Source organism: Kitasatospora sp. NPDC087314, from assembly GCF_044744365.1.
Classification (GTDB): domain Bacteria; phylum Actinomycetota; class Actinomycetes; order Streptomycetales; family Streptomycetaceae; genus Kitasatospora.
In genome coordinates this window covers 485,031-499,881 of record NZ_JBIUYE010000003.1, presented here as the reverse complement: position 1 = coordinate 499,881, position 14,851 = coordinate 485,031, and the positions used below count along the sequence as shown (strand labels likewise).

Below are 14,851 nucleotides of genomic sequence, written 5' to 3'. Positions count from 1 at the left end.
GGCGGACCGCCCCGGCTACCCTGGCGGCACGTACCCGCGACGGCGCCGACGACGAGAACTGAGGTGGACGATGGCCGGATCGACCACGGACGGACGGGTCCTGCGCGGCGAGGAGACCCGCCGGGCGGTACTGCACCGCGCCGTCGGGATCGCCTCCGTCGAAGGCCTCGACGCGCTCTCCATCGGCCGGCTCGCCACCGACCTCGGGCTCAGCAAGAGCGGCGTGTTCGCCGGCTTCGGCTCCAAGGAGGAGCTCCAGCTCGCCACCGTCCGCGCCGCCCGCCGGATCTTCGCCGACGCCGTCGTCGCCCCGGTCGCCGACGCCCCGCCCGGCCTCGCCCGGGCCCGCGCCCTCTGCGCGAGCTGGCTCGCCTACTCCCGGGCCAGGGTCTTCCCCGGCGGCTGCTTCTTCTACGGGGTCAGCGCCGAGTTCGACGCCCGCCCCGGCGCCGTCCGGGACGCCCTCGCCGACTGCGCCCGGGAGTGGCGCGAGGTGATCGTCGACGCCCTCGCCCAGGCCCGTGCCACCGGCGGCCTGCGGCCCGACACCGACCTCGGCGACCTCGCCTTCGCCCTGATCGCCGTCCTGGAGACGGCCAACTCGCAGGCCGTGCTGTTCGAGGAGGACATCCCCTACCAGCGGGCCGGCCGCCTCCTGCTGCGCCTGCTGCGCGCCGAGGCCACCGACCCGGCCGACCCGGTGCTCGCCTAGGGTCTAAAGCGCTTTCAACGCCCGTTCCAGGTGAGCCGCCTGGCTCAGCAGCCGCTCGTCGGCGCCCGCCACGCCGACCACCTGCAGGCCCAGCGGCAGCCCGTCCGCCGTCCGCCCGGCCGGCAGGCTCACCGCGGGCAGGCCGAGGTAGCTCCACGGCAGCGACATCACCGCGTCCCCGGTGCTGTGCAGCCCCTCCGGCGCCCCACCGGTCGCGGACGGCGCCAGCCACAGGTCCACCCCGGCCCCGGCGGTCGCCCCGGCGACCCGCTCGCGCAACCGCTCCCGGGCCTGCAGCGCGGCCGCCCGGTCCTCGGCCGCGACGCTCTGGCCGACCCGGATGCCCGCCGCCGTCTCCGGGCGGTACAGGCCGCCGAACCGGGCGAACCAGTCGGCGTGGCTGCGGGCCAGCTCGAAGCGGTTGATCGTCTGCAACTGCCGGGTGATCTCCGCGAAGTCCGGGAACAGCGGGACCCGGCGCGCCGCCAGGCCGGCCTGCTCCAGTCGCTCCAGCCACTCCTCGAAGGCGCGCAGCGCCGACGGCTCGGCCCGCTCCAGGTACGTCCCGTCCGGCACCCCGAGCACCGGCCGATCCCCCGCCGCCGCGCCCCGGCGGTCGTCACCTCGCCAGTCGTCGCAGAGCAGCGAGGCCGCCAGCGCCGCCCCGGCCAGGTCGGCCGTGAACACCCCCAGGGTGTCGAGGCTCGGCGCGTTCGGGATCACCCCGGCCGTCGGGATCCGCCCGTACGTCGGCCGGAAACCCACCACCCCGCAGTACGCGGCGGGCCGGATCACCGAACCCACCGTCTGGGTACCGATCGCCAGCGGCACCAGCCCCGCCGCGACGGCCGCCGCCGACCCGCTGCTGGAGCCGCCCGGGGTGTGCCCGGGATGGTGCGGGTTACGGGTCGGCCCGGGCGCGCTCGCCGCGAACTCCGCCGTGACCGTCTTCCCCGCGACCAGCGCCCCGGCCGCCCGCAGCCGGTCGACCACCACGGCCTGCGGCCCCGCCAGCACCCCCGGCGGCAGCGCCGAACCGGCGTGCGTGGGCAGCCCGTCCACGTGCACGATGTCCTTGACCCCCACCGCCACCCCGTACAGCGGCGGCCGCCCGGCCGGCTCCGGGTGCCGCGCGGCCAGCGCCCGCGCCTGCGCGCGCAGCCGTCCGTGCCGCCCCGGCTCCGGGACGAACGCGTGGATCAGTGGATCCACCCGCTCGACCAGCGCGCAGAACCGGTCGACGTGCTCGGACGGTCCCGGCACACCGGACCGCAGCTCGGCGGCCTCGCGGGTCAACGACCGTGGCCTGACGACGGGTTGCTCCATGCCGATCACGGTAGACCACCCGCCGGCCCGCTACGGGTGTTCGGCCGACAGGTACGGCGTCTCGCGCAGGTAGTACGCCCCGCAGGTGTGGCAGCACAGCTCCGGCGTCTTCCCCCAGTCCACCGGCTCCCGCACCTGCGCGCCCGGGTCGAGCTCCCGGCCGCACATCGCCACGCTCTCCGTCCCCCGGACCATGTGCCACAACCGCACCCCGCCGGTCGCACCCCCGGCCCCGTACTCGGCTCGCATCTGGTGCATCATGCCGCCATCGTCCGGCCCCCCGCCCACCCCGGCAACCGGGGGACACCCGGGCCCCGCCGCCGCATCGATCAAAAAGGGCCAGCCCTGATCGATATCCAGCCACTCCGACCCGGTAGGGTTCGCGGACGCGACCGCCGTAGGCGGCCTCCGCCGATGCCTCAAGTCGCCCCAAAACAGACACAATTCACCTAAAGCTGGAGCACTGATCGTGCGCTCTTCCCGTCTCCTGGCCGCGTCCGCCCTGGTGGCGCTCTCTCTCGGCGCCACGGTCGGCACCGCCACCGCCGGAGCCGTCGGGATCACCTCCTCCCCGGCTCCCACCGGCACCGCGACCGCCGCCACCACCACCCCGAGTGCTCCGGCGACCGCCACCACGCCGGGCACCCCGGCCCCGACGGGCACCGCCACCGCCAAGCCGACCACCCCGGCCCCGACGGGCACCGCCACCGCCAAGCCGACCACCCTGCCGACCCCGCCGGTGCCGACGCCCACCGGCGGCCCCTGCCGCGGCTACCTGCACGTGGACATCAAGGCCACCGGCACCGGCCTCGCGAAGGCCGTCCTGGTCAAGGGCGGTCCGGCCCAGGACGCCACGGTGACCTTCGAGAACACCAGCCCCGTCGACCTCAAGAAGGTCGACACCTACTTCTTCTTCACCGACATCGTCGAGACCGAGCCGGTGACCAACCCGGTCATCTGGGGCAAGGAAGCCTTCAACATCCAGGTGAAGCTGCCCGGCGGGGACTGGAAGACCCCCGCGTCGAGCACCGTCACGGGGGACATGTCCTACCTGAAGGTGGACCTCGGCGAGTACCAGATCGCCAAGGGCGGGAAGCTCACCCTCCAGGTGCGCCTCGCGGCCACCGACAAGGCCCTGAGCGCCCGCTACTTCGCCCAGCTGAGCGCCACCTCGGAGACCTTCGAGGCCAAGGACGTGCCCGGCACCCCCGCCGACGGCAGGTGCCTGTCCTACGGCGCCGACTACCGCGTCGACGACCACTTCACCGTGACTGACGCCGGGGCGGCCACCACCCCGGCCACCACTCCGGCCACCATCCCGGCCGCCGTCCCCGCCCCGGCCTCCGCCTCGCCGTCCGCGGGCCCGCACCTGGCCGAGACCGGTGCCGACTCCAGCACCCTGCCGATCGCCCTCGGCGGCGCCGCCGTCCTGGCGGCCGGCGCCGGCACCTTGGTCGTCCTCCGACGCCGCAAGGCCGGCGCCCACAGCTGACGCCTGGAGCTGCCAACCGGCGAGAGCACCGACCACTCCCTGGTCGGTGCTCTGCTGTTTTCTCTTGGGCGGGCCCCCGGCATTCCTCGGTTGTTGGGCATCAGCGCTACGACGCCGCGCGCAGGAGGGCGTCGTCCTGCCACTTGAGGATCTTGTCGAAGCTCACGATGGCGCCGCGCAGCGGGTGGTTGCGGAGTTGGACGTGGTCGGTGAGGGCGTGGATGAGGAAGAGGCCTCGGCCGGATTCGGCGGTGAGGTCGGGGAGGGCGTCGAGGTCGACCGGGCGCAGGGTGGGGGCCGGGGGCCGCGTGGGCAGGACGTGGGTGTCGTAGGGGCGGCCGTCGTACCGGGGGCGGTGGGCGGTGAGGACACGGGCCGGGACGGTGGCGCGGCCGCGCCGGGGCCGGCGGTGCGAGGCCGGGCGGGGCGGCGGCGGGGTGACCGGACGGCGGCGGAGCTGCGGGGCGGGGGCCGCGGCGGGGGCGGGCAGGCCGGGGCCGGAGTCGGTGACCTCGATCCGCAGCCGGTCGCCGCAGATCGAGGCGGTGACCTGGAAGCCATCGTCGGGCCGCCCGGCGGCGCCGTGCTCGACGGCGTTGGCGCAGGCCTCGCTGAGGGCGACGCCGAGGTCGTCGGCGATCTGCGGGTCGACGCCCGCCGTCGCCATGGCACCGAGCAGGATGCGCCGGGCCAGCGGAACGCTGGCCGGGTCGCGCTTGAGGTGCAGAGTCCACCAGATGTCCACGGGAGGTCCCTCCTGGCTGCGGCTCCACATACAACTAGGTATCTCCGGGCGATTCGGCGGTGAACCGTGCGCGGGGCCCGCTGCCGCCCGTTCGGCGGATGGACTGGGGCCGTGGATTGTGCCGAGTGGCGCACTCGCCGCCCTGCGCGCCGCCGCCGAACGGGGCATTCGTAGGGATTTCCCACCCTGCCCACGTCGGCGAGGTACGCGATGAGATGATGGCCCGGCCATGACTGCCCTCCCCGCCGCCCCGCTCCCGGGCGCCCTCGCACCGGACGCGCCGGTGGGGGCCGCCGCCTGGGATCTGCGGCTTGCCCGGGCCGTCCCGTTCGCGCTGGTCTGCACCTTGATAGCGGCCGCCGGGCACGCCCTGACCGGTGGCGGGAACGTGCCGCCGGCCGCGTTGGCGACGGGCTTCGCCGCGGTGCTGGTGCTCGCGGTGGCGTGCGGCGGGCGGGAGCGTTCGCTGGCGGCCATCGCCGGTGCGCTGGGCGCTGCCCAGCTCGGGCTGCACTGCCTGTTCCACAGCTTCAACGGCCACGCCGCGATCGGTGGCATGGCCGGCATGCACCACGGCGGTTCCGGCCCACTGACCCTGCCGGCCGTGGCCGGCCGGCTGATCTGCAACGAGTCGCACCCCGGCACGCTGACCGGCCTGCCCGGCAGCCCGACCGCCGAGCAGCTGGTCTCCTCGGCGGGCCTGGACCCGAGCGCGTACGCCGTCGCCCCGTGGTGGCAGGGCGGCGTGTTCGGGATGACGCCGTCGATGCTGGCCGGGCACCTGGCCGCCGCGCTGGTGGCGGGCTGGTGGCTGCGGCGCGGCGAGGCGGCGCTGTGGCGGCTGGTGCGGGTGACCGCGACGGCGGCCCGGGAGCACTGGGCGGCGCCGCTGCGGTCGGCACTGGTGCTGGTGGCCGCGCTGCTGCGCGGCCTGTTCGGCGTGGCCGGGCCGGCCCGCCGGTTCGGGACCCGGGGCGGCGAGCGTCCGCTTCCGGCGGGTGCCGTGCTGCGGCACAGCGTGGTGCGGCGCGGTCCGCCGTGCGGGGCCCTCGCGTACTGACCCACCCCCCCTGGCCCTCCGTTCGTGCCGGGTTCCGGTCGTGCGCAGCGTCCGGGTCGGTCCCGCGTGTCCCCGACACGCCGACGGCCCGTGGTTCCGCCCCCACACGTCCCCACGCGCGGCCCCGCCGAGGCACGGTCCTCCGTCGCCCGGCCGCGGGCCGGTCCGCCGAGCTCCGATCGGAGACCCGCATCATGCGTTCCCTTCCCACCCGCCGTCTCGCCGCCGTCGCCCTCACCGCCGCCGCCTCCGTGCTGGCGCTGGCCAGTCCCGCGTTCGCGCACGTCACCGTGAACCCGGGCGCGGCCCCGCAGGGCGGCTACACGGCCGTCGACTTCCGGGTGCCGAACGAGAGCGACACCGCCGGCACGGTGAAGCTGGAGGTCAACCTCCCGCTGGACCACCCGCTGGCCTCCGTCCGGACCCTGCCGCTGCCGGGCTGGACGGCGACCGTCGAGAAGGCGAAGCTCGACAAGCCGATCAAGGTGCACGGCAGCGACGTCAACGAGGCCGTCTCCAAGATCACCTGGACCGCCGACGCCGGCACCAAGATCGCCCCCGGCCAGTTCCAGGAGTTCCGGGTCTCGCTCGGCCCGCTGCCGGCCGACGCCGACAGCATGGTCTTCAAGACCCTGCAGAGCTACGACAACGGCGACATCGTCCGCTGGATCGACGAGTCCAAGGACGGCCAGCCCGAGCCGGCCCACCCGGCCCCCGTCCTGAAGCTCACCAAGGCCGCCGGTGACGACGCCCACAGCGGCGTCACCGCCTCCCCCTCCGCGGGCGCCCACGGTGACAGCTCCGACCACGCCGCGGCCGCGGACGGCGGCAAGTCCAGCGACTCCACCGCCCGGGTGCTCGGCGTCGTCGGCATCGTGGTCGGCGTGATCGGCACCGCCGTCGGCGTCCTCGGCCTGCGCCGCCGGAACAGCGGCTCCGCCTCCTGACCCACCCGCCGGCGGGGCCGTACCCACGCCCCGGGTACGGCCCCGCCGGCGGTCCCACCGCGCACGATCGGAACTCCCATGCCCCGCACCACCCGCACCACCCGCCTGGCCGGCGCGGCCGCCGTCGCGCTCGCCGCCGCCCTGACGCTGACCGCCTGCGGCTCCTCCGGGGGCGGCTCGACCCCCGCCAAGGTCACCCAGCAGAAGGCCGACTCGCCGTACCAGGGCACGGTGCTCACCAAGAACTTCGAGAAGCCGGACCTCCAGCTGACCGACACCTCCGGCCAGCCGTACGACCTGCGGCAGCAGACCAACGGCAAGACCACCCTGCTGTTCTTCGGCTACACCAGCTGCCCGGACGTCTGCCCGACCACCATGGGCGACATCGGCGTCGCGATGAAGGCGCTCTCCCCCGAGGACCGGCAGAAGGTCAACGTCGTCTTCGTCTCCACCGACCCGCAGCGCGACACCCCCAAGGTGCTGCGCACCTGGCTGGACTCGATGGGCAGCGACTTCATAGGCCTCACCGGCGACCTGGCCAAGGTGAAGACCGCCGCCCGGTCGCTCGGCATCATGATCGAGGACCCGGTGGTCAACGCCGACGGCACCGTCACCTCCACCCACGGCGCGCAGGTGCTGGCCTTCCTCCCCTCGGACGACAAGGCGCACGTGCTCTACCTGAGCGGCACCGAGGAGAAGACCTACGAGCACGACCTCCCGCTGCTCGCCAAGGGGGTCGCGGCGTGAAGGGCGCGACCGGCCGCACGACGCTCGGCTTCCGTCGGACGGCGCTCACGGGCGCGGTACTGGCGACGGCACTGGGCGGCGGCGCCATCCTGGTCGCCTGCGGGGCGGGCGGTCAGGACGGTGCCGGCGGCGGGCCCGCGAAGCTGAGCGTCGCCGACTCCTACATCCCGCTGCCCCCGGCCGGCGGGATGGCCGCCGGCTACCTGACCGTCCGCAACGACGGCGGGCAGGACCAGCTGCTCAAGGTGAGCAGCCCGGGCGCCGAGTCGGTCACCATGCACCGCTCGACCCCGTCCAGCATGGAGGAGGTCGCCAGCCTGGACGTGCCCGCGCACGGCGCGTTGCAGTTCGCCCGCGGCGGCACCCACCTGATGATCATGGGGTGGCAGAAGGCCCCCGCCCTCGGCGACGAGCTGGAGCTCGACCTGACCTTCGCCAAGTCCGGCACCCTCTCGGTCAAGGTGCCGGTCAAGGAGCTCACCTACCGCCCCAGCCAGAGTTAGGGGACCCGCCACCATGGAGAAGGCCTCCCGCCGCCGGATCGCCGGACTGCTCGGGGTGCTCGGCGCGGTGCTCGCGCTGATGCTCGCCGGCGCCGGACCGGCCGCCGCGCACGCCACCCTGGAGTCCACCGACCCGCACCAGAACGCGGTGGTCGCCGCCGCCCCGCAGGCGGTCACGCTGACCTTCAGCGAGTCCGTGTCGCTGTCCGACGACTCGGTGCGGGTGCTCGACCCGGCCGGCAAGGCGGTGGACACCGGCAACCCGGGGCACGCCGACGGCAAGGCGAACACCGCCCGGGTCGGCCTGAACAGCGGGCTCGCCAACGGCACGTACACCGTGGCCTGGCGGGCCGTCTCGGAGGACTCGCACCCGATCGGCGGCGCGTTCACCTTCTCCATCGGCGCGCCCTCGGACACCTCGGTGTCCGCCACCGCGCTGCAGGGCGCCAAGGCCGACGGCCTGGTCGCCGCCCTCTACGGCACCGGGCGCACCGTCGCGTACGCGGCCTTCGCGCTGCTCGCCGGCGTGGCCGCGTTCATCCTGATCTGCTGGCCGGACGGCGCGGCCCGGCGCCGGATGCAGCGGCTGCTGATGACCGGCTGGACCGCGCTGCTGACCTCCACCGTCGCGGTGCTGATGCTGCGCGGCCCGTACGAGCGCGGCTCGGGGATCGGCAAGGCCTTCGACCTGTCGCTGGTGCGCGCCACGCTGGACGAGCGGATCGGCACCGCGCTGGCCGCCCGGCTGCTGCTGCTCGCGGCGGGCGGGGTGTTCCTGTCGCTGCTCGTCGGCCAGTTGGGGCAGCCGGCCCGGCCGGCGGCGGCGCGGACCGGCGGCGACGCAGACTCCGGAACCGGGACCGCGGAAGCCGCCGAGGAGGCCGAGCTGCGGGAGCTGGAGCAGCGCGCCGCCGAGCGGCCGCAGCGCGAGGCCCGGCTGGGCCTCGGCGTCGCCGGGCTGGTGCTGTCGATCGCCCTGGCGGCGACCTGGGTCGGTGCCGACCACGCCTCGGTGGGCATCCAGGTCTGGCTGTCGCTGCCGCTCGGCATGCTGCACCTGATCGCGATGGCGCTCTGGCTGGGCGGCCTGGCCGCGCTGCTGGCCGGACTGCGCGAGGGCGTCGGCGCGCAGGTCGTCGACCGCTTCTCGAAGATCGCCTTCGGCTCGGTCGCGGTGCTGGTCGCCACCGGCGTCTACCAGTCCTGGCGCGGCCTCGGTAGCTGGGGCGCGCTGACCGGCACCGAGTACGGGCGGCTGCTGCTGGTGAAGACCGGCTGCGTGGTCGTGATGCTCGGCGTCGCCTGGGTCTCCCGCTCCTGGCTGGCCCGGCTGCGCTCGGCCCCGGCCGAGGCGGCGGAGGTCGAGCGGGCCGAGGCGCCGGAGCCGGTCGGTGTCGCGGCGCACTCCGAGGACCCGGTCCGCCGGGCCCAGCTGGCCCGTCAGCAGGCGGCCCGGGAGAGCGCCGGACGCGAGCGCGGGCTGACCCCGACCCGGGCCGTGCTGCGCCGCTCGGTGCTGGTCGAGGCGCTGGTCGCGGTGGCGGTGCTGGTGGTCACCACGATGCTCACCAACTCCCCGCCCGGGCGGGTGGCGAGCGAGGTCAAGGCCGGCGCCGCCGCGCCCGCCGCCGGGAGCTCGGCCGCGGACGCGCCCGCCCCGCAGACCGAGCCGGGCCGCACCCTGGAGCTCAGGCTCCCGTACGACACCAAGGGCCGCACGCCGAACGCCAAGGGCACCGCGACCGTCACCCTCAACCCGGCCCGGACCGGCTCCAACGAGGTGCACCTCGCCCTCGACGGCGCGGACGGACAGCCGGTGGACGTCCCCGAGGTGCAGCTCGCCTTCACCCTGCCGGACCGCGACCTCGGCCCGCTGCCGGTGGCGCTCACCCCGGAGGGCACCGGCCGCTGGAACGGCACCGCGCAGCTGCCACTGGCCGGCAACTGGGTGGTGTCGGTGCAGATCCGCTCCTCCGACATCGACCAGACCACCCCGACCCAGCAGCTCAAGATCGGCTGACCGCGATGGACCACGCACAATCGCCCGACCGCAGCGGCTTCACCCGGCGGGCCCTGCTCGGCACCGCCGGCGCCGGGCTGTTGGTCGGGGCCGGCGCGGGCGTCGCCGGGGCGGTCGCCCTGGACCGCCCCGGCGAGGCGTCCGCCACCGCACCGGGCGGCACGCTCGGCACGGCCCGGGTGCCGTTCCACGGCGAGCACCAGGCCGGCATCCTCGAACCCCAGCAGGCCCGGGTCCAGCTGGCCGCCTTCGACCTGGCCGAGGGCGTCGGCCGGGACGGGCTGCGCACCCTGCTCCAGCGCTGGACCAGGGCGGCCGAGCGGCTGACCGCGGGGGAGTCCGCCGAGGAGGCCGACACCCAGGTGGCCCTGGACGCCGGCCCCTGCTCGCTCACCCTCACCGTCGGCTTCGGCGTCGCCCTGTTCGACAAGGCCGGGCTGGCCGACCGCCGCCCGCAGGCGCTCGAACCGCTGCCGGCGTTCCCCGCCGACGCGCTCGACCCGGCGCGCGGCGACGGCGACCTGTTCGTCCAGATCGGCGCCGACGACGCCCTGGTGGCCGTGCACGCGCTGCGGGTGCTGCAGCGGCAGGCGGCCGGCACGGCGGCGCTGCGCTGGCAGTCGGCCGGCTTCGCCCGGACGCCCGGCGCCACCGCGCGCCCGATGACCGGCCGCAACCTGATGGGCCAGATCGACGGCACCAACAACCCCGCTCCCGGCGAGGACGGCTTCGCCGCCAAGGTGTTCTGCGCCGCCGGTCCGGAGCAGCCGGCCTGGCTGGCCGGCGGCTCGTACCTGGTGTTCCGGCGGATCCGGATGCTGCTGGACAACTGGGAGGCGCTGCCGCTGGAGCGGCAGGAGCGGGTGATCGGGCGGCGCAAGTCGGACGGCGCGCCGCTCGGTGCGCCCGCCGGGGCCGGCGAGCGCACCCCGGTCGACCTGGCCGCGCAGGGCCCGGACGGCGCGCTGGCGATCCCCGCCGACGCGCACGTGCGGGTCGCCGCCCCGGCCGCCAACGGCGGGGCGGCGATGCTGCGGCGCGGGTTCTCGTACCACGACGGCCTGCTGCCCGACGGCTCGCCGGACGCCGGGCTGCTCTTCCTGGCCTTCCAGGCCGACCCGCGCAAGGGCTTCACCCCGGTGCAGCGCAAGCTGTCCCGGGGGGACGGCCTCTCCCGCTTCCTGCGGCACGAGGCCAGCGGCCTGTACGCGGTGCCGCCGGGCGTACCGGCGGGCGGCTACCTCGGCCAGCAGCTGTTCGACTAGCCACCCGATCGGGGTCGCTCAGTCGGGGTCGCCCGATCGGGGTCGCCAGGTCTGGGCCACCCGATCGGGCCGCTCGACGAGGGCCGCTCGGTCTGGGCGGTCGAACGCCCCGGTCCCGGCCACTGGAACGCTTTCCTGGCCGGCCGGCGAAGTCGTTATGGTGACCTCTTCGGCACCACCCCCTGCTCCGGTTCCACCCAGTTCCCCACGGAGGCGTCATGTCGGCCACCCGCTACACCTACCTCGGTCCGGCCGGCACCTTCACCGAGGCGGCGCTGCGCACCCTGCCCGAGGCGGCGACCCGGGAGCTGGTGCCGCTGGCCACGGTGCCGCTGGTGCTGGACGCCGTGCGCGGCGGGGACGCCTCCGGGGCGTTCGTCCCGATCGAGAACTCGGTCGAGGGCGCCGTCACCGCGACCAACGACGAACTGGCCGCCGGCGCACCGCTGATGATCTACCGTGAGGTGCTGCTGCCGATCTCCTTCGCGCTGCTGGTGCGGCCGGGCACCGACCTGGCGGGGATCAAGACGGTGACCAGCCACCCGGTGGCCCAGGCGCAGGTGCGCCGCTGGCTGGCGGCCAACCTGCCGGACGCGCAGTGGGAGTCGGCCGCCTCCAACGCGGACGGCGCCCGGCTGGTCGCCGAGGGCCGGTACGACGGGGCGTTCGCGGGCGAGTTCGCGGCGCCGATCTACGGGCTGGACCCGCTGGTCAAGGACATCGCGGACGCGCAGACCGCGACCACCCGGTTCGTCCTGGTCGGCCGCCCGGGCCGGGTCTCCTCGCCGACCGGCGCGGACAAGACCTCGATGGTGGTCTGGCTGCCGGACGACCACCCGGGTGCGCTGCTGGAACTGCTGCAGGAGTTCGCGGTGCGCGGGGTCAACCTGATGCGGATCGAGTCCCGGCCGACCGGCGAGGGCATCGGCAACTACTGCTTCCTGATCGACTGCGAGGGGCACCTGTCCGAGCGCCGGGTGGCGGAGGCCGTGATGGGGCTCAAGCGGATCTGCCCGCAGGTGCGTTTCCTCGGCTCCTATCCGCGCGCCGACCGGCAGGTGTCCACCCACCGGCGGCCGGGGACCTCGGACGCCGAATTCACGGCCGCGGCGGACTGGCTCTCGCGGTGCCTCGACGGGCGCGCGGACGCCTGACCCGTGCCCGTCGGCTTCCCGGACGTCTCCCGACGCTTCCCGAAGGCCGCCCGCTCCTCGACGCCTTCCGTCCGACTGATGTCTTCGTGATGTCTTTCTGACCTTTTCCGACCGTTTCCGACGGCGCCGATCAGGTCGGAGGGGTGACCGCACCAGCCATCCACAGGGGCACCGACACCGGAACCCGCTGTCCACAGGGACACCCACTGTCCACAGCCGAAAGTTATCCACAGGCCTGGGGATGAGTCGACAAACCGGTATAGCCATTGCGCAGAACGGTCGGATCGCCGGTTTGCGTCGCAGAGATGATTTATCGGACCAGAGTCACCCGGGTGCCAGCAAATCACCCGTCCGAGTGGTTCAATTCCCTCACTCGAGAAGGTCAAATGAGGTTTGAAACCTCGATTTTCTGGTTCCGGCGATCGGAGGCCTCGCCTCCCCTTTGATCCACAGGTTCCGCCCCGAGCCTGTGGATAACCCGGCGGCGGCGAGTTCCCCACAGAAGTTATCCACAGGATCCGGGCAGTTATCCCCAGGGGAAAACCGGTACCGGTGGACGAGCCTCCGCCCGGTACGCTTGGGCCTGTGATTGACCTTCGCCTGCTTCGTGAGGACCCTGACCGAGTGCGCGCCTCGCAGCGCGTCCGTGGCGAGGACGTCGACCTGGTCGACGCCCTCCTCTCCGCCGACGAACGGCGCCGGTCCTCGGGCAGTCGCTTCGACGAACTGCGCAACGAGCAGCGGACGCTCGGCAAGCAGGTCGCCCAGGCCAAGGGCGAGGAGAAGACCGCCCTGCTGCAGCGCACCAAGGAGCTGGCCGCCGAGGTCAAGGCCGCGGACGCCGAGCAGTCCGCCGCCAAGGAGGAGGCCGACCGCCTGCTCCGCTCGCTGGCGAACCTCATCGACCCGGCCGCCCCGGTCGGCGGCGAGGAGGACTTCGTCACCCTGGAGGAGATCGGCACCCCGCGCGACTTCGCCGCCGAGGGCTTCGAGCCGCGCGACCACGTCGAGCTCGGCCAGATCCTGGGCGCGATCGACACCGAGCGCGGCGCCAAGGTCGCCGGCGCCCGCTCCTACTACCTGACCGGCGTCGGCGCGCTGCTGGAGCTCGCCCTGGTCAACATGGCCATCGCGCGGGCCACCGCGGCCGGCTTCATCCCGATGATCACCCCGACCCTGGTCCGGCCCGCCGCCATGGACGGCACCGGCTTCCTCGGCCAGGCCGCCGAGAACGTGTACCACCTCGCCGAGGACGACCGGTACCTGGTCGGCACCAGCGAGGTCCCGCTCGCCGCGTACCACATGGACGAGATCCTCGACGCCGAGAAGCTGCCGCTGCGCTACGCCGGCTACTCGTCCTGCTTCCGCCGCGAGGCCGGCACCTACGGCAAGGACACCCGCGGCATCATCCGCGTCCACCAGTTCGAGAAGGTGGAGATGTTCGTCTTCACCACGCCCGAGGACGCCGAGAACGAGCACCGCCGCCTGCTCCAGTGGGAGAAGGACTTCCTCAACGCGCTGGAGCTGCCCTACCGGGTGATCGACGTCGCCTCCGGCGACCTCGGTTCCTCGGCCGCGCGCAAGTTCGACATCGAGGCCTGGATCCCGACCCAGGGCAAGTACCGCGAGGTCACCTCGACCTCCAACACCACCGAGTACCAGGCCCGCCGGCTCGCCATCCGGATGCGCGAGGAGGGCAAGACCCGCCCGCTGGCCACCCTGAACGGCACCCTGGTCGCCGTCCCGCGCACCATCGTGGCGATCCTGGAGAACCACCAGCAGGCCGACGGCTCGGTGGTCGTGCCCGAGGCGCTGCGGCCGTTCCTCGGCGGCCGGACCGTCCTCGAACCGGTCAAGTAGCAGCGCACCACCCGCACCACCCGCAACTCCCGGGAGACGCACGGCCCATGAGCACCACCAGCCCCAGCCCCGTCTCCCCCGACGGTGGCGGCCTGCCCTACCGGCTGGTCGCCACCGACCTCGACGGCACCCTGCTGACCAGCACGGAGGCCGTCTCCGAGCGCACCCGCGCCGCGCTGGCCGCGGCCACCGGCGCGGGCGCGCTGCACATCATCGTGACCGGCCGCTCGGCCGTCTGGGCCCGCCCGGTCTTCGACGAGATCGGCTACACCGGGATAGCGGTCTGCGGTCAGGGCGCCCAGGTGTACGACGCCGGCGCGCACAAGCTGCTCACCTCGCTCACCCTGGACCGCCGGCTCGCCGCGCTCGCCATCGCCAAGATCGAGGCCGAGACCGGTCCGCTGGCCGTCGCCGCCAACCAGGACGGCCTGGACGGCCAGGTGCTGGCCGGCCCCGGGTACGAGCTGCTGATCGGCTCCGACCTCCCGGTCGTCCGGGTCGACCGGGAGCAGCTGCTCGACTCCCCGGTCAGCAAGCTCTACATCCAGCACCACGGCCTGACCGACGACGCGCTCGCCGAGGCCGCCCGCCGCGCCGCCGGGGACCTGGTCGGCGTCGTGATGGCCGGCGCCGGCGTGGTCGAACTGCTGCCCCTGGGCCTGTCCAAGGCCACCGGGCTGGCCGTGGCCGCCCGCCGGCTGGGCGTCCGCGGAGCCGACACCATCGCCTTCGGCGACATGCCCAACGACGTGCCGATGTTCGGCTGGGCGGCCCGCGGCGTCGCGATGGCCAACGCGCACGAGGAGCTGCTCGCGGTCGCCGACGAGGTCACCGCGACCAACGACGAGGACGGCGTCGCCGTCGTCCTGGAACGCCTCTACCGCACCGCCTAGGGGCTTGGGGACGGGCCCTGGCCAGGGTCTGTCCGGCCGATCCTGCCGGGCCCTGGAGCGGGCCCCACTCCCGTCCGCCGGTCTGTTCCGCGGCTGTTCCCGTCCGGTTGTAGGATGACCGGGCAAG

Annotated in this window: 14 protein-coding genes; 11 read left to right on the top strand and 3 right to left on the bottom strand. The window is 74.5% G+C overall.

The window, feature by feature from the left end; all coding sequences use genetic code 11:
* The first annotated feature begins 70 nt into the window (after positions 1–70).
* Positions 71–712 (top strand): TetR/AcrR family transcriptional regulator, encoded by a 642-nt coding sequence (locus ACIO5E_RS08750; RefSeq protein ID WP_400665116.1) that lies wholly within the window; start codon positions 71–73, stop codon positions 710–712.
* 3 nt (positions 713–715) lie between these two features.
* Here ACIO5E_RS08750 and ACIO5E_RS08745 read toward each other — a convergent pair whose 3' ends face one another.
* Both ACIO5E_RS08745 and ACIO5E_RS08740 read right to left on the bottom strand, forming a co-directional pair.
* A complete protein-coding gene (locus tag ACIO5E_RS08745) occupies positions 716–2,038 on the bottom strand; it encodes an amidase (protein WP_400665113.1) in 1,323 nt (440 codons plus the stop codon).
* A 30-nt stretch (positions 2,039–2,068) separates the two neighbouring features.
* Positions 2,069–2,287: a hypothetical protein gene (locus ACIO5E_RS08740; protein WP_400665110.1), complete on the bottom strand. Its 219-nt coding sequence runs from the start codon at positions 2,285–2,287 to the stop codon at positions 2,069–2,071.
* A 220-nt stretch (positions 2,288–2,507) separates the two neighbouring features.
* Here ACIO5E_RS08740 and ACIO5E_RS08735 point away from each other — a divergent pair, with 220 nt between their 5' ends.
* A complete protein-coding gene (locus ACIO5E_RS08735; RefSeq protein ID WP_400665107.1) occupies positions 2,508–3,530 on the top strand; it encodes an LAETG motif-containing sortase-dependent surface protein in 1,023 nt (340 codons plus the stop codon).
* 106 nt (positions 3,531–3,636) lie between these two features.
* Here ACIO5E_RS08735 and ACIO5E_RS08730 read toward each other — a convergent pair whose 3' ends face one another.
* Complete coding sequence (locus tag ACIO5E_RS08730; RefSeq protein WP_400665104.1) at positions 3,637–4,275, bottom strand: ATP-binding protein; 639 nt, start codon at positions 4,273–4,275, stop codon at positions 3,637–3,639.
* 229 nt (positions 4,276–4,504) lie between these two features.
* Between ACIO5E_RS08730 and ACIO5E_RS08725 the strand changes: the two genes are divergently transcribed.
* From ACIO5E_RS08725 to ACIO5E_RS08685, 9 genes are all read left to right on the top strand, one after another.
* On the top strand, positions 4,505–5,335 hold the full coding sequence (locus ACIO5E_RS08725; protein ID WP_400665101.1) for a hypothetical protein: 831 nt from the start codon (positions 4,505–4,507) through the stop codon (positions 5,333–5,335).
* Positions 5,336–5,529: 194 nt separating this feature from the next.
* Positions 5,530–6,282, top strand: coding sequence for a YcnI family protein (locus ACIO5E_RS08720; RefSeq protein ID WP_400665098.1), 753 nt, complete (start codon positions 5,530–5,532; stop codon positions 6,280–6,282).
* A gap of 78 nt (positions 6,283–6,360) precedes the next feature.
* Complete coding sequence (locus ACIO5E_RS08715; RefSeq protein ID WP_400665095.1) at positions 6,361–7,029, top strand: SCO family protein; 669 nt, start codon at positions 6,361–6,363, stop codon at positions 7,027–7,029.
* A complete protein-coding gene (locus ACIO5E_RS08710; RefSeq protein WP_280674007.1) occupies positions 7,026–7,532 on the top strand; it encodes a copper chaperone PCu(A)C in 507 nt (168 codons plus the stop codon). Before ACIO5E_RS08715 ends, ACIO5E_RS08710 begins: the two co-directional genes overlap by 4 nt.
* A gap of 13 nt (positions 7,533–7,545) precedes the next feature.
* Positions 7,546–9,552, top strand: coding sequence for a FixH family protein (locus ACIO5E_RS08705; RefSeq protein ID WP_400665091.1), 2,007 nt, complete (start codon positions 7,546–7,548; stop codon positions 9,550–9,552).
* 5 nt (positions 9,553–9,557) lie between these two features.
* The gene (gene efeB / locus ACIO5E_RS08700; RefSeq protein WP_400665088.1) at positions 9,558–10,817 is read left to right on the top strand and encodes an iron uptake transporter deferrochelatase/peroxidase subunit; all 1,260 of its coding nucleotides are present in this window, start codon (positions 9,558–9,560) and stop codon (positions 10,815–10,817) included.
* Positions 10,818–11,035: 218 nt separating this feature from the next.
* Positions 11,036–11,971 carry a prephenate dehydratase gene (gene pheA, locus ACIO5E_RS08695; RefSeq protein ID WP_400665085.1) on the top strand — a complete coding sequence of 312 codons (936 nt, stop codon included), beginning with the start codon at positions 11,036–11,038 and terminating at the stop codon, positions 11,969–11,971.
* Positions 11,972–12,556: 585 nt separating this feature from the next.
* Positions 12,557–13,831: a serine--tRNA ligase gene (gene serS, locus ACIO5E_RS08690; protein WP_400665082.1), complete on the top strand. Its 1,275-nt coding sequence runs from the start codon at positions 12,557–12,559 to the stop codon at positions 13,829–13,831.
* A gap of 47 nt (positions 13,832–13,878) precedes the next feature.
* Positions 13,879–14,724 carry an HAD family hydrolase gene (locus ACIO5E_RS08685; protein WP_400665079.1) on the top strand — a complete coding sequence of 282 codons (846 nt, stop codon included), beginning with the start codon at positions 13,879–13,881 and terminating at the stop codon, positions 14,722–14,724.
* The last annotated feature ends 127 nt before the right edge of the window (positions 14,725–14,851 follow it).

Excerpts from the sequence above, each read along its gene's own strand:
- ACIO5E_RS08750 (WP_400665116.1), top strand. The coding sequence starts at position 71 with ATGGCCGGATCGACCACGGACGGACGGGTCCTGCGCGGCGAGGAGACC.
- efeB (WP_400665088.1), top strand. The coding sequence starts at position 9,558 with ATGGACCACGCACAATCGCCCGACCGCAGCGGCTTCACCCGGCGGGCC.
- ACIO5E_RS08740 (WP_400665110.1), bottom strand. The coding sequence starts at position 2,287 with ATGCGAGCCGAGTACGGGGCCGGGGGTGCGACCGGCGGGGTGCGGTTG.
- ACIO5E_RS08745 (WP_400665113.1), bottom strand. The coding sequence starts at position 2,038 with ATGGAGCAACCCGTCGTCAGGCCACGGTCGTTGACCCGCGAGGCCGCC.
- ACIO5E_RS08715 (WP_400665095.1), top strand. The coding sequence starts at position 6,361 with ATGCCCCGCACCACCCGCACCACCCGCCTGGCCGGCGCGGCCGCCGTC.
- ACIO5E_RS08685 (WP_400665079.1), top strand. The coding sequence starts at position 13,879 with ATGAGCACCACCAGCCCCAGCCCCGTCTCCCCCGACGGTGGCGGCCTG.
- pheA (WP_400665085.1), top strand. The coding sequence starts at position 11,036 with ATGTCGGCCACCCGCTACACCTACCTCGGTCCGGCCGGCACCTTCACC.
- ACIO5E_RS08705 (WP_400665091.1), top strand. The coding sequence starts at position 7,546 with ATGGAGAAGGCCTCCCGCCGCCGGATCGCCGGACTGCTCGGGGTGCTC.
- ACIO5E_RS08720 (WP_400665098.1), top strand. The coding sequence starts at position 5,530 with ATGCGTTCCCTTCCCACCCGCCGTCTCGCCGCCGTCGCCCTCACCGCC.
- ACIO5E_RS08725 (WP_400665101.1), top strand. The coding sequence starts at position 4,505 with ATGACTGCCCTCCCCGCCGCCCCGCTCCCGGGCGCCCTCGCACCGGAC.